Below are 12,545 nucleotides of genomic sequence, written 5' to 3'. Positions count from 1 at the left end.
CGTCATGACCCGGTGCCCCTGCCTGAGTGGGCTGACGTACGAGGCGTGCTGCGGCCGGCTGCACGCCGGCACGTCGACCGCGCAGACCGCCGAACAGCTCATGCGCTCGCGCTACAGCGCGTTCGCGGTCGGCGACGCCGGCTACCTGTCGGCGACGTGGCACCCCAGCACCCGGCCGGCAGAGCTGACGCTCGACGAGGACCGGCGCTGGTACCGGCTCGACGTGCTCCGCACCGAGCGCGGCGGACCGTTCGACACCGAGGGAGTCGTGGAGTTCCGGGCCCACCACCGCTCGCCCACCAGCAAGGGGAGCCAGCACGAGGTCAGCCGGTTCGCCCGCGAGGACGGCCGGTGGTTCTATGTCGACGGCGTCGGCTGATCCAGGTCCCCTGCGGACCTGGGGATAGCGTGGCGGCATGCCCAAGACGCCTCCCCTGCTGCGCGTCCGCGGCCTGCACCGCCGGTTCGGCGACCTCGACGTCATCACCGGCCTCGACCTCGACGTCGACACGGGTCGCGCCCTGGCGATCACCGGGCCGAACGGCTCAGGCAAGTCGACGGCGCTGCGGTGCATCGCCGGTGCCGACGAGCCGACCAGCGGCACGATCGAGCTCGACGGCGCGGCATTGGACGAGCGCTCGGCGGCCGTGCGCCGCGACCTCGCCGTCGTGATGGACGACATGAGCTTCTTCCCCGACCTCAGCGTCGTCGAGCACCTCGACCTGCTCGCGCGGGCCCACAGCATCGAGGACGTCGAAGGCGTCGTCGACGCGGTCCTCACCGACGTCGGCCTCCTGGCCCAGGCCGGCCAGCTGCCCGGCACGTTGTCGTCGGGGCAGCGCCGCCGTCTCGCCCTGGCCACGGCGTTCGTGCGCCCGCGGCGTCTGCTGATCCTCGACGAGCCGGAGCAACGCCTCGACGCCGGCGGCCTCGCCTGGCTCGCCGATCGGCTCAACGCCGAGAAGAAGCAAGGCCTGGGCATCCTGCTGGTCAGCCACGACACCTCGCTCGTGGACGCCGTCGCCGACGACGTGCTGGCCCTGGAGGGTCGGTGACGCGAGCCTCACGGCGCGAGGTCCTCGAGCTGCGCCGCCAGGCGCGGGAATGGCGACGAGGGCGTGCCGACACGACCCTCATGGAGGTCGTGTCGGACGCGTACATCGCGCTCTTCGCGACCACGATGCTGTCGGCGATGGCGATCAGCGCGATCCACCAGACCCGTCTCAGCATCACTGACAGCTGCACCACGGCGGAGTGCTCTGATGCCCGCTTCTCCTCGGCCTGGGTGTGCCTCGCAGCCATGCTCGCCGTGACCCTGGCGGCTGGCCGCATCATCGGGCCGGTGCAGGTGTCACCCGCCGAGGGCTCATGGCTGCTCGCGACACCGGTCGACCGTGCCGCGGTCCTGCGACCCCGCTTGGCGCTCGTCGCCGTAGTGAGTGCGCTCGCCTCCGGCACGGTCGGAGCCATCGCCTCCACACTGGCCGGCTTCGGTCCGCCTGCGATCGGACTCGTCGCGGCTGGCGCGATGGCGAGCGGTCTCGGGGCCGCGATGCTCGCCGCGCTGGCGCAGCCCCGCAGCGGCTGGCTGACCCGCATCCTCTCCTGGCTCCTGGGCAGCGCCACATGGGTGGCGTTGGTGCTGATCGCCGCCGACGTCATGCCGTCGGCACCGACCTCGGCACCGTGGTCGATCGCTGCCGGAGCTTCGGTCGCCGGCGCGATCTGGGTCGGCGGGGCTGGTCTGTTGATCGCCGGTGCTCGCAGCCTGTCGCGGATCCATCGCAACCGGCTCGTGCCCGGTGGTGCCCTGCTGGCCAACCTGTCGGGCGCCCTCGCCGGTCTCGACCTGACGATGATGTACGACATCCTGGTCGCCCAGAAGTGGCTCGTACGCGCGACGGTCCAGCCGCTGCGCGGTGGGCCGAAGGGCCCCTGGGCCCTGGTCTGGCGTGACGTCATCCGGCTCCGGCGCTCGGTGTCGTCGTTGCTGATCCTGGCCGCGGCCGTCGTGGTGCCCTATCTCGTCGACGCCGTCGACCTCGGCACCCTCGTGGTCCTCGCCGGGGCCCTGACCCTCTTCGGCACCGGGGTGCCGCTGTGCTCCGCGCTGCGGACGACGAGCCGCAATCCCGGTCTCGTACGGTGCTTCCCGATGCCGGCGTCGACGGTCCGGGGCGCCTGCCTGGTCGTACCGGCCGCGGCGAGCGTGCTCTGGTCCCTCGCCGCGCTCCCGGCGGTGCACGCGGGGACAGCGGCCACGTGGGGTGCGAGCACCTCGATCGCCGTGGCCATGGGCATGACGGCGCTGGCCGCGATGGCCCGCTGGCTCCTGGCGCCACCGCCCAACTACGCCCAGGGCCTGCTGTCGTCGCCCGCCGGTGGCATCCCGCCGGGACTCGCCTTCAGCCTGCTCCGCGGCTTCGACGTCGTGATCCTGGCGAGCGCCCCGATCCTGATCTCGCCCACCTCGACCGGCGCGCTGGTCTCGCTACTGCTCTCCGCCGGCGTCCTGGGCATCGTCGTCGGCCGGGACAAGAGCTGACCGTCAGGTCTGAGGCGTCAGCATCGCCATCAGCGTGTCGACGAACGCCTGACGTGGCTGGATGCCCTTGCGGCTGCCGATCAGCTTGGGCACCGCGGCGCGCTGCAGGGCGTCGTTGACGATCATCGCGGCGACGACCTTGGGATCGACGTCGGCGCGTACGACGCCGGCCTGCTGCTTGGCGGTGAGGTAGAGCGCGATGTAGGCGATGCCGCGATGCGGGCCGTAGTCGCTCTCGTGCATGTAGGCGTGCAACGAGTCGCGCAGCCCAGCGTCGGACTGAGCTGCCATCATGACGTCGAGGCTGCCGTTGAGGAACGACTCGATGCCCTCGGACATCTCGGTCACCGTGCTCCGGAGGTCGTCGGACGCAGGGTCGATCCCGGCGAGATGCATGGGCTCGAGCGTGTGCTCGAAGACGGCCTTGAGCAGGCCGAACCGGTCCTCGAAGTGATAGAACACGCTGCCCTCGGAGACCTTGGCCCGCGCGGCGACCTCACGCGTCGTGACCTTGGCCATGCCCTTCTCGCGGAGCAGGTCCTTGGTGGCACGCAGGATCTCCTCGCGCCCCCCGGAGGGCGGTCGGCCGCGGCGCTTCCTGGTCTCGGTCATCTCCATCACCCTAGCGTCCGGAACTCATCAGCCATCTTTATTGAGTTTCAACTCAGGATATGTCATCTTTATCTGAGTAGAGACTCAATAAAGGGGTAACCATGTCTTCCGTCACCGCTGAACCCTCAGTCCTCGCAACACCGCGGGGCAAGCTCATCCTGTTCCTGCTGTGCTCCGTCGGCTTCCTCGACTTCGTCGACGCGACGATCGTCAACATCGCGCTGCCGGCCATCCGTGACGACCTCGGCTTCTCCGTCCAGGAGCTGCAGTGGGTGCCGAGCGGCTACTTGCTCACGTACGGGGGCTTCATGCTGCTGGGCGGTCGCGCAGCCGACCTGCTCGGCCGCAAGCGGCTTCTGGTCGCCGGCATCGTCGTGTTCGCGATCGCGTCGCTGGTCGGAGGTTTCGCGGACACCTCCGAGGTCCTCGTCGGGTCCCGCCTGGTGCAGGGCATCGGCGGCGCCATGACCCTGCCGGCGACGCTCTCGATCCTCACGACGACGTTCACCGACGGTCCGGACCGCCACAAGGCGCTCGGCGTCTGGGCCGGTGTCGGCGGACTCGCCTCCGCGGTCGGCGTGCTGGCCGGCGGCGCCCTCACGGAGGGCCCGGGCTGGCGGTGGGTCATGTTCATCAACCCGGTCGTCTGCGTCCTCCTGCTGCCCGCGATCCTGCGGCTGATCGACAACGACGAGCCGGCGGCGGAGCGTACGGGCTTCGACTTCCCGGGCGCCTTCCTCGCGACGAGCGGCATGCTGCTGCTGGTGTTCGCCCTGGTCGAGGCCCCCGACGAAGGATGGGGCTCGGCCCGTACGATCGTCGGCCTCGTCGGCGCCGCCGCGCTGCTCGTGGCGTTCGTCGTCAACGAGACCCGCCACCGCAGCCCTCTGATGCCGCTGTCGATCTTCCGGGTCCGTGGCCTCGCGGCCGCGAACGCGACGCAGCTGATCGCGTTCGCAGGGTTCCTGGCGATGTTCTTCTTCCTGACGCTCTACATGCAGAGCGTGCTCGGCTACTCCTCGATCGAGACCGGCCTGGCCTACCTGCCCGTGTGCTTCGTGATCGGCATCTCGGCCGGCATCTCGTCCCAGCTCATCAGCAAGGTCGGGACGCGGCCGCTGGTCGTCGGTGGCGCCCTCGTCACCGCCGTCGGCGTCGGGCTGTTCTCCCGCATCCCGGTCGACGGCTCGTACGTCGCAGACCTGCTGCCCGGCATGATCATCATGTCGTTGGGCATCGGCGCCGTGTTCGTCGCGGTGATCAACGCGGCCAATGCCGGCGTGCCGAGCCACCAGGCCGGGCTCGCCGCAGCGTTGCTCAACTCGTCGCAGCAGGTGGGCGGCGCGCTCGGGCTCGCGGTGCTGTCCGCGATCGCCACGTCGCGCACCAACAGCCTCCTGGAGGCGCACGCCGCTCCGCCGGACGCGATGGTCGAGGGGTTCCAGCGCGGTCTGCTGGTCGGCGCGATCTTCCTGGCCGCCGGCGCCGTGATCGGCCTGCGTACGACCAACACCCACGAGCTGCAGGAGGCGGCGGCGTGACCGCGTCGGGTCAGTAGGTCATGCAGTTGCCGAGGCCGAGCTGGGCCAGACCGGCTCGGTCACCGGGGCCCCACGTCGTGGTCTGGCGCGAGGCGGCCGGCTTCATGATCTCGCCGCGGTCGCTGACGTGGCCGAGACCCACGACGTGTCCCAGCTCGTGCATGAGGATCGCCCGCACCTGCGCCGGACCGTCGGGGCCTCGGTAGATCGCGCGCAGCTCCGGCCCGTCGTAGACCGCCTGACCGGAGACGAACCACGCCTGGGAGCCGCGGGCCATGACGATGCTCCCGGCGCGGCCCACGACCCGGCCGTCCAGTCCGGGGTACTCCTTGGCATCGCTGAAGCTCACGAGCACCGGGCTCCACGACTTGCCGTAGTGCTTCACGTCCCGCGGGCCCCGGTTGTCGATCGGCGACTCGTCGGTCGGGCCGTCATCCATGAAGACGAGGCCCGTGGCCTTCTCCACCTGCTCGATGGCGGCATCGAGCTCGTCGCGAACACCGGCGAACGCCGTCCGGTCGTTGACGACGTAGTGGATCGGAGCGCAGGGGTCGTACGTGACGGGCTCGCCGGTGCCGGGCTGCTTGCTCACGAAGATGTACGTGTCGGCGTGGGGCACATTGGCCGGGGGCCGCCCCAAGGGGCTCGAGGCGGTGCCGACCGGAGCCACGAGGTTCGCGAACTTGTCGGGGCTGGTCGTGGAGGTCCAGCCCTGTGGCCCGTCGTCCCCGACCAGACCGAGGCCCGACACGACCTTGCTGAACACGAAGATCACCACGACCGGGATCGTGAACAGCAACCCGCGAGGCATGCGCCGCTTCGTCGTCACCACGGGGAACGGCATGTCCGGATAGGACGGCGGAGGTGGCGCTGAGGGGACGTAGGCGCGTGACGGCTGCGGAGCGTACGTCTTCCGAGGCGGCGGAGGTGGCGGAGGTGGCGCTGCCACGCGGGGGGCCACCGGCGGGAGCGCCCGTTCCTCCCGTTCGGCGCGCTCGGCGATCTCGCGCAGGCGGCGCTGCGTACGCTCGTCGCCGTCGTCAGCGCCTCGCCCTGATCGTCCCTTCACCCCGACAGGATGAACCACGGAGACAGGGTGGCGCTCGCGATTGGCCAGATTGGGGAGGTCAGCCGATGCCGGCCACGAGTGGCACGCCGGGGCGATAGGCGAGGTGGACGAACGACGGGGCGTTGAGCACGACATGGTCGGCCTTGGCGCCGACCGACAGGTGACCCACGTCGTCGCGGCGCAGCGACTGCGCCCCACCCTTGGTCGCCGCCCAGAGGGCCTCGCGCGGACTCATGCCCATGTCGCGCACGGCGACGGCGATGCAGAACGGCATCGACGACGTGTAGGAGCTGCCCGGGTTGCAGTCCGTCGCGAGGGACACCGTCACGCCGGCGTCGAGCAGGCGGCGTGCGTCAGGATAGGGCTGACGGGTCGAGAACTCGACGCCCGGAAGCAGCCCGGCGACCGTGTCCGAGCCCGCGAGGGCCTCGACGTCGGTGTCGCTCAGGTAGGTGCAGTGGTCCGCGGCGGCCGCGCCGAGCTCGACCGCGAGCTGCACGCCGGGGCCGTGACCCAGCTGGTTGGCGTGGATGCGCGGAAGCAGCCCGACGGCGATGCCGGCCGTGAGGATCGTGCGTGCCTCGTCCTGACCGAAGGCGCCGTCCTCGCAGAACACGTCGATCCATCGGGCGTACGGTGCGCACTTCTCGAGCATCGGCCCGGTGACAAGGTCGACGTACGCGCCGACATCACTCCCCTCCGGCACGACGTGGGCACCGAGGTACGTGGTCTCGTCGGTGAACTCCCGGGCGATCGCGAGGGACCTGGCCTCGTCGAGCACCGTGAGGCCGTAGCCGCTCTTGATCTCGGTCGTCGTCGTGCCCTGCGCACGCATCTCGGCGAGGTGGCGGGCCACGTTGGCGCGGAGCTGTTCGTCGGGAGCGGCCCGCGTGGCGGCGACGGTCGTACGGATGCCCCCTGCGGCGTAGGCCTCACCCGTCATCCGCGCCTCGAACTCGGCAGACCGGTCGCCGGCGAAGACGAGGTGCGAGTGCGAGTCGACGAAGCCCGGGATCACCGCCGCACCGCCGACGTCGCTCGACGAGTCGGCCGGCGGGGCGTCGGTGCGATGCCCGAACCAGGCGACGCGGCCGCCCTCGACGACGAGTGCGGCGTCGTGCAGGATCGGCCGATCGGCGTCCCACGTCACGAGCTCGCCGATGTTGGTCACCAGGTGTGCGGTCACGTGCGGCTCCAACAGGCGTCGATCGCAGCCGCGAGATCGCGGGGGGTGTCGATGCGATCGCTCACGACATCCTCCGCGGTCGCCGCCCAGAGCACCTCGTCGGCGCCCGCGGTGCGCACGGACGCCCCGATCTCGATCGTGTCGTCGCCGGCGAAGCCGAGCGACGCGTGGCCCGTCGTGGTCGCGGCAGCCCAGAGCTGGTCGGCGCTCCAGGCGCCGCGCACGCCAGAGGCCAGCCGCTGGTGCATCTCGACGGCGCGGGCCTCGGCGAACATGTCGATGACGGTATTGCTGTCCGAGCCCAGTGTCAGCCTCGCCCCGGCTTCGCGGAGCTCGACGCTCGGGCCGATGCCGTCCGCGAGCTCGGCCTCGGTCGTCGGGCAGAAGCACACGTACGCCCGGGCGTCGCCCAGCGTCGCGATGTCATCGGGCGTCAGATGGGTCGCGTGGACCGCGGTGGTGCGCGGCGTCCAGGCTCCAGCCTCCGCAAGCAGGCCGACCGGAGTCAGCCCGGTCGCGGCGAGGCACTCCTCGTTCTCGGCGGGCTGCTCGGAGACGTGCACGTGCACCGGTGCATCCGGAAACGCACTCGCGACGGTTGCGAGCTGGTCGCGGGGGACGGCGCGTACGGAGTGGATCGCGGCACCGACGACGACGTCGTCCTCACCCGCGTGCTTGCGCGACAGGTCGGCGACCCGGGCCGCCCACGCGTCGGCGTCGCCGTCGCTGAACCTTTGCTGCACACCCTCGGGCTCGCGGCCGAATCCCGCAGCCAGGTAGCACGTGTCGAGCAGCGCGATGCGCATGCCGGCCTCTCGCGCAGCGGCGATCAGCGCCTCGCCCATGGCATTCGGGTCCTCGTACGACCGACCGTCAGGCCCATGGTGGAGGTAGTGGAACTCCCCGACGCTGCGGATGCCCGCGGCGTGCATCTCGGCGTACGTCGCCCGCGCCAGGTCGAACAGCAGGTCGGGGTCGAGCACTGCTGCAAGGGCATACATCTGGTCGCGCCACGTCCAGAACGAGTCGGCGCCGGTGACCCGCCCGCGCAGGGCTCGGTGGAAGACATGGCTGTGGCAGTTGGCGAACGCCGGCGCCGACGTCACGCCAGCTCCTTCACGACGGCGGCCAGGGCTCCGACGCCGGCCTCGCAGTCGGCGTCCTCGGCGAGCTCCGCCGGCGAGTGCGAGACGCCCGTCGGGTTGCGGACGAACAGCATCGCCGTCGGCACGTGCGGGCTCAGGACACCCGCATCGTGGCCGGCGCCGGTGGGCAGCACCGGCGCATCGAGCAGCGCCGCCAGGCGGTCGCGCAGCGGTGCGTCGAACTCGACGGCCGGGCTCACGGACTCCGTCGTCAGCGTCACGGTGGTGCCGTCGGGGTCAGCGGCAGCGCGCGCCTGGCGCACCAGCGCATCGACCAGGTCGTCGAGCTGCCCCTCGTCGGCTGCGCGTGCGTCGAGCCAGGCCCGTACGCGCGAAGGGATCGCGTTGGTGCCGCCGGGCTCGACCTCGAGTCGGCCGAACGTCGCCCTCGCGCCCGCGTCGGTGGCGAGGCGCCGCGAGGCCAGCACCGTCGCGGCGTACGCCTGCATCGGGTCGTGGCGGTCCTCCATCAGCGTCGCCCCCGCGTGGTTGGCCTCGCCGCAGAAGTCGAGCCGCCAACGCCCGTGGGGCCAGATCGCGGTCGCGACCCCGACGGCTGCGTCGGAGTGGATCAGCGACCGGCCCTGCTCGACGTGCAGCTCCACGAACGTCCCGATTGTGCTGAGGAGGTCCGTACGCCCGACCGCTCTCGGGTCGCGCCCCCGCGCGGTCAGGACCTCGGCCAGGGTCAGCCCGTCGCGGTCCTTGAGGCCGAGCGCCTTGGCAGGATCGAGCACGCCGGTGACGAGCTGCGAACCGGCGCAGGCGATGCCGAACCGGGCGCCCTCCTCGTCGGCGAAGTTGCCCACGACGACAGGGCGGCGGGGGTTGAAGCCCTCGGCACGGAGCTGGTCGATCGCGGCGAACGACGAGACCACGCCGAGCGGTCCGTCGTACGCTCCGCCGTCGGGCACCGAGTCGAGGTGCGAGCCGATCAGCAGGGCGTCGTCGCCGGTGCCCCACCAGGCGAATTGGTTGCCGTTGCCGTCCTCGACGAGGTCCATGCCGCGACCGGCCGCCTCGCCGGCGAACCACTCGCGCAGCTCCATGTCGGCGTCGCTCCACGCGAATCGCCGATAGCCGCCGGTCCCCGGGTCGCGCCCGATGGAGGCAATGACGTCGAGCATCAACCCACCCTTCGTGGTTTCGAGGCTACGGCCGCGGGCGGCCTCCGCACCTCAACCACCGTTCGGGCCCTCCAGCATCGGCACGCGGAGACCGCGTTCCTTCGCGACCTCGGTCGCCCGCTCGTAACCGGCATCGACGTGTCGCATGACGCCCGTGCCCGGGTCGTTGACCAGCACGCGCTCGATCTTCTGTGCCGCCAGGCCCGTGCCGTCGGCGACGATGACCTGGCCGGCGTGGATCGACCGGCCGATGCCGACGCCGCCACCGTGATGGATCGACACCCACGTCGCACCCGACGCGGTGTTGAGCAGCGCGTTGAGCAGCGGCCAGTCGGCGATCGCGTCGGAGCCGTCGGCCATCGACTCGGTCTCGCGGTAGGGCGACGCGACCGAGCCGGAGTCGAGGTGATCGCGGCCGATCACGACCGGTGCGCTCAGCTCGCCCGACGCCACCATCTCGTTGAAGCGCAGTCCCGCGAGGTGCCGCTCCTGGTATCCGAGCCAGCAGATGCGAGCCGGCAGGCCCTCGAAGTGCACCTTCTCCTGCGCCTTGGTGATCCAGCGCGCGAGGTGCTCGTCCTCGGGGAACAGCTCGAGGATCGCCCGGTCGGTCGCGGCGATGTCGGCGGGATCGCCCGACAGCGCGGCCCACCGGAACGGGCCCTTGCCCTCGCAGAACAGCGGCCGGATGTACGCCGGCACGAACCCGGGGAACTCGAAGGCGCGCTCGAACCCGCCGAGCCGGGCCTCCTCGCGGATCGAGTTGCCGTAGTCGAAGACCTCGGCGCCGGCGTCCATGAAGCCGACCATCGCGCGTACGTGCTTGGCCATCGACGCGCGTGCCTTGTCGGTGAACCCGGCGGCATCGCGCTCCGCCTCGGCGTGCCAGTCGGCGACCGAGATGCCCTCGGGCAGGTAGCTCAGCGGGTCGTGCGCGCTGGTCTGGTCGGTCACGATGTCGATCGGCGTGCCACGCTCGAGCAGCTCGGTGAACACCGTCGCCGCGTTGCCGACGATGCCGACCGACAACGCCCGGCCCTCGTTCTTGGCCGCGACGGCGCGGTCGACGGCCTCGTCGAGGTCGGTCCAGTACTCGTCGAGGTAGCCGTGCTTGACCCGGCGCTCCAGACGAGTCTCGTCGACGTCGACGACGATCACGGCGCCCTCGTTCATCGTCACGGCCAGCGGCTGCGCGCCGCCCATGCCACCGGCGCCACCGGTCAGCGTGAGCGTTCCGGCGAGCGTGCCGTTGAACCGCTTGCGCGCCACGGCGCCGAAGGTCTCGTAGGTGCCCTGCAGGATGCCCTGCGTGCCGATGTAGATCCACGAGCCCGCGGTCATCTGGCCGTACATCGTGAGGCCCTCGGCCTCGAGCTTGCGGAACTCCGGCCATGTCGCCCAGTCGCCCACCAGGTTGGAGTTGGCGATCAGCACTCGCGGCGCCCATTCGTGCGTACGGAAGACGCCGACCGGCTTGCCGGACTGCACCAGCAACGTCTCGTCGTCCTCCAACGTCTCGAGGGTGCGGACGATCGCGTCGTACGCCTCCCAGCTCCGCGCCGCGCGACCCGTGCCGCCGTAGACGACGAGGTCCTCAGGACGCTCGGCGACCTCGGGATCGAGGTTGTTCATCAGCATGCGCATCGGTGCCTCGGTCTGCCACGACTTCGCGGTCAGGGCCGAGCCGTGTGCAGCGCGGACGGTGGGACGGGTCATGAGTGATCTCCAGTTCTCGCTGAGCCTGACGTTTCTGTCGCGACACGCCGCCTCACGACAGCAAAAACGTCAGTCTCAGCGTGTGAGTGAGCAGCATCGAGCAGGGAGCCGTCGCGGACGAGCTCCGTGGCGGCCTCGAGGTCGGGTGAGAGGTGGCGGTCGGGCCCGGGCCCGGCGACCCGCGTACGCAGCACCGCGATCGCGGCGCCCGTCGCAGCCGAGGGAACGAGCGGGGCTCGCAGGTCGATGCCGCGCGCAGCGGTGAGGATCTCGACCGCCAGCACGCGGGTCAGCAGGTCGACGGACGTCCGCAGCTTGCGCGCCGCCGACCAGCCCATCGAGACGTGGTCCTCCTGCATCGCGCTCGACGGGATCGAGTCGACGCTCGCGGGCGCCGCGAGCCGCTTGAGCTCGGACACCATCGCGGCCTGCGTGTACTGCGCGATCATGTGCCCCGAGTCGACGCCGGGATCGTCGGCGAGGAACGGCGGCAGCCCCTGGCTCCGCGTCACGTCGAGGAACCGGTCCGTACGTCGCTCGCTCATGCTCGCCACGTCCGCGACCGGGATCGCGAGGAAGTCCAGCACGTACGCCAACGGCGCTCCGTGGAAGTTGCCGTGCGACTCGATGCGGCCGTCGTCGAGCACCGACGGGTTGTCGATCGCCGACGCCAGCTCTCGCCCGGCCACCGTGGTGGCGTGCTCCAAGGTGTCCCTGGCGGCTCCGTGCACCTGGGGGGCGCACCGCATCGAGTACGCGTCCTGCACCCGCCCGTCGCCGTGCCGGTGGCTCGCCACGATCGGCGAGCCGGCGAGCAGGGCTGCCATGTGCGCCGCGGACTCGGCCTGTCCCGGGTGCGGGCGCAGCGCCTGCAGGTCGGCCGCGAGCACGCGGTCGGTCGCCATCAGCCCCTCGATGCTCATGGCGGCAGCGAGGTCGGCCGTGTCGAGCAGCCGGCGCAGGTCGTGCAGCGCGAGCACCAGCATGCCGAGCATCCCGTCGGTGCCGTTGATCAGCGCGAGGCCCTCCTTCTCGGCGAGCTCGACGGGCTCCAGACCGTGCGCGGCGAGTGCCTCGGCCGCAGGGCGTACGACGCCGTGGTCATCGACCTCGCCCTCACCCATCACGGCGAGCGCGCAGTGCGACAGCGGCGCCAGGTCGCCCGAGCATCCGAGGCTCCCGTACTCCCGCACGACCGGAGTCAGCCCCGCGTTGAGCATCGACGCGTACGCCTCGGCGGTCTCCAGTCGTACGCCCGTGTGGCCGCTCGCGAGGGTGGAGAGTCGCAGCAGCATCAAGGCCCGCACGACTTCGTCCTCGACACGAGGGCCAGTGCCTGCGGCATGCGACCGGATCAAGCTCTTCTGCAGCTGCGTGCGCAGGCCGGGCTCGATGTGGCGCGTGGCAAGGGCGCCGAAGCCTGTCGAGATGCCGTAGACCGGCACGTCCGACGCAGCGAGCTCGTCGACGTACGCCCGGGCGCGCTTGATCGCGTCCCGCGCCTCCGGACTCAGCTCGACGGTGGCACCCTCCCGGGCCACGCGCACGACATCCTCCGGCGCGAGCGCGCCCACTCCCACGGTCACCAAAGCCATGTGTCCATT

At 71.2% G+C, this 12,545-nt stretch carries 11 protein-coding genes; 4 read left to right on the top strand and 7 right to left on the bottom strand.

Translation table 11 applies throughout. The features are described from left to right. Positions 1 to 4 precede the first annotated feature (4 nt). The 3 genes from ASC61_RS08180 to ASC61_RS08170 are packed head-to-tail and all read left to right on the top strand — an operon-like array spanning position 5 to position 2,545. Positions 5 to 379: a YchJ family protein gene (locus tag ASC61_RS08180; protein WP_056210821.1), complete on the top strand. Its 375-nt coding sequence runs from the start codon at positions 5 to 7 to the stop codon at positions 377 to 379. A 37-nt stretch (positions 380 to 416) separates the two neighbouring features. Continuing rightward, positions 417 to 1,055 (top strand): ABC transporter ATP-binding protein, encoded by a 639-nt coding sequence (locus tag ASC61_RS08175; RefSeq protein WP_056210820.1) that lies wholly within the window; start codon positions 417 to 419, stop codon positions 1,053 to 1,055. Then, complete coding sequence (locus tag ASC61_RS08170; protein ID WP_157439423.1) at positions 1,052 to 2,545, top strand: DUF6297 family protein; 1,494 nt, start codon at positions 1,052 to 1,054, stop codon at positions 2,543 to 2,545. Before ASC61_RS08175 ends, ASC61_RS08170 begins: the two co-directional genes overlap by 4 nt. Positions 2,546 to 2,548: 3 nt before the next feature. Here ASC61_RS08170 and ASC61_RS08165 read toward each other — a convergent pair whose 3' ends face one another. Then, positions 2,549 to 3,157: a TetR/AcrR family transcriptional regulator gene (locus tag ASC61_RS08165; RefSeq protein WP_162243658.1), complete on the bottom strand. Its 609-nt coding sequence runs from the start codon at positions 3,155 to 3,157 to the stop codon at positions 2,549 to 2,551. Between the two features lie 101 nt (positions 3,158 to 3,258). Between ASC61_RS08165 and ASC61_RS08160 the strand changes: the two genes are divergently transcribed. Next, complete coding sequence (locus ASC61_RS08160; protein ID WP_056210817.1) at positions 3,259 to 4,698, top strand: MFS transporter; 1,440 nt, start codon at positions 3,259 to 3,261, stop codon at positions 4,696 to 4,698. Between the two features lie 10 nt (positions 4,699 to 4,708). On the opposite strand, the gene ASC61_RS08155 is transcribed toward ASC61_RS08160, so the two are convergent. The 6 genes from ASC61_RS08155 to hutH are packed head-to-tail and all read right to left on the bottom strand — an operon-like array spanning position 4,709 to position 12,536. After that, positions 4,709 to 5,767 carry a matrixin family metalloprotease gene (locus ASC61_RS08155; RefSeq protein ID WP_162243657.1) on the bottom strand — a complete coding sequence of 353 codons (1,059 nt, stop codon included), beginning with the start codon at positions 5,765 to 5,767 and terminating at the stop codon, positions 4,709 to 4,711. 58 nt (positions 5,768 to 5,825) lie between these two features. Beyond that, positions 5,826 to 6,953, bottom strand: coding sequence for an imidazolonepropionase (hutI, locus tag ASC61_RS08150; protein WP_056215458.1), 1,128 nt, complete (start codon positions 6,951 to 6,953; stop codon positions 5,826 to 5,828). Beyond that, the gene (locus tag ASC61_RS08145) at positions 6,950 to 8,059 is read right to left on the bottom strand and encodes a formimidoylglutamate deiminase (RefSeq protein ID WP_056210815.1); all 1,110 of its coding nucleotides are present in this window, start codon (positions 8,057 to 8,059) and stop codon (positions 6,950 to 6,952) included. Before ASC61_RS08145 ends, hutI begins: the two co-directional genes overlap by 4 nt. Beyond that, on the bottom strand, positions 8,056 to 9,225 hold the full coding sequence (locus ASC61_RS08140) for an allantoate amidohydrolase (RefSeq protein ID WP_056210814.1): 1,170 nt from the start codon (positions 9,223 to 9,225) through the stop codon (positions 8,056 to 8,058). Before ASC61_RS08140 ends, ASC61_RS08145 begins: the two co-directional genes overlap by 4 nt. A 51-nt stretch (positions 9,226 to 9,276) precedes the next feature. Next, positions 9,277 to 10,941 (bottom strand): urocanate hydratase, encoded by a 1,665-nt coding sequence (gene hutU, locus ASC61_RS08135; protein WP_056210813.1) that lies wholly within the window; start codon positions 10,939 to 10,941, stop codon positions 9,277 to 9,279. Beyond that, the gene (gene hutH, locus ASC61_RS08130) at positions 10,938 to 12,536 is read right to left on the bottom strand and encodes a histidine ammonia-lyase (protein WP_082530537.1); all 1,599 of its coding nucleotides are present in this window, start codon (positions 12,534 to 12,536) and stop codon (positions 10,938 to 10,940) included. Before hutH ends, hutU begins: the two co-directional genes overlap by 4 nt. Between the last annotated feature and the right edge of the window lie 9 nt (positions 12,537 to 12,545).

The organism is Aeromicrobium sp. Root344 (assembly GCF_001425755.1).
In the GTDB taxonomy this organism is placed as follows: Bacteria; Actinomycetota; Actinomycetes; order Propionibacteriales; family Nocardioidaceae; genus Aeromicrobium.
The sequence above is the reverse complement of the archived record's forward strand: the minus strand, read 5'-3'. Positions and strand labels throughout refer to the sequence as shown.

Bases quoted from the DNA above. Each gene is read 5' to 3' on its own strand.
- ASC61_RS08180 (WP_056210821.1), top strand. From the start codon at position 5: ATGACCCGGTGCCCCTGCCTGAGTGGGCTGACGTACGAGGCGTGCTGC.
- ASC61_RS08175 (WP_056210820.1), top strand. From the start codon at position 417: ATGCCCAAGACGCCTCCCCTGCTGCGCGTCCGCGGCCTGCACCGCCGG.
- ASC61_RS08165 (WP_162243658.1), bottom strand. From the start codon at position 3,157: ATGACCGAGACCAGGAAGCGCCGCGGCCGACCGCCCTCCGGGGGGCGC.
- ASC61_RS08160 (WP_056210817.1), top strand. From the start codon at position 3,259: ATGTCTTCCGTCACCGCTGAACCCTCAGTCCTCGCAACACCGCGGGGC.
- ASC61_RS08140 (WP_056210814.1), bottom strand. From the start codon at position 9,225: ATGCTCGACGTCATTGCCTCCATCGGGCGCGACCCGGGGACCGGCGGC.
- hutU (WP_056210813.1), bottom strand. From the start codon at position 10,941: ATGACCCGTCCCACCGTCCGCGCTGCACACGGCTCGGCCCTGACCGCG.
- hutH (WP_082530537.1), bottom strand. From the start codon at position 12,536: ATGGCTTTGGTGACCGTGGGAGTGGGCGCGCTCGCGCCGGAGGATGTC.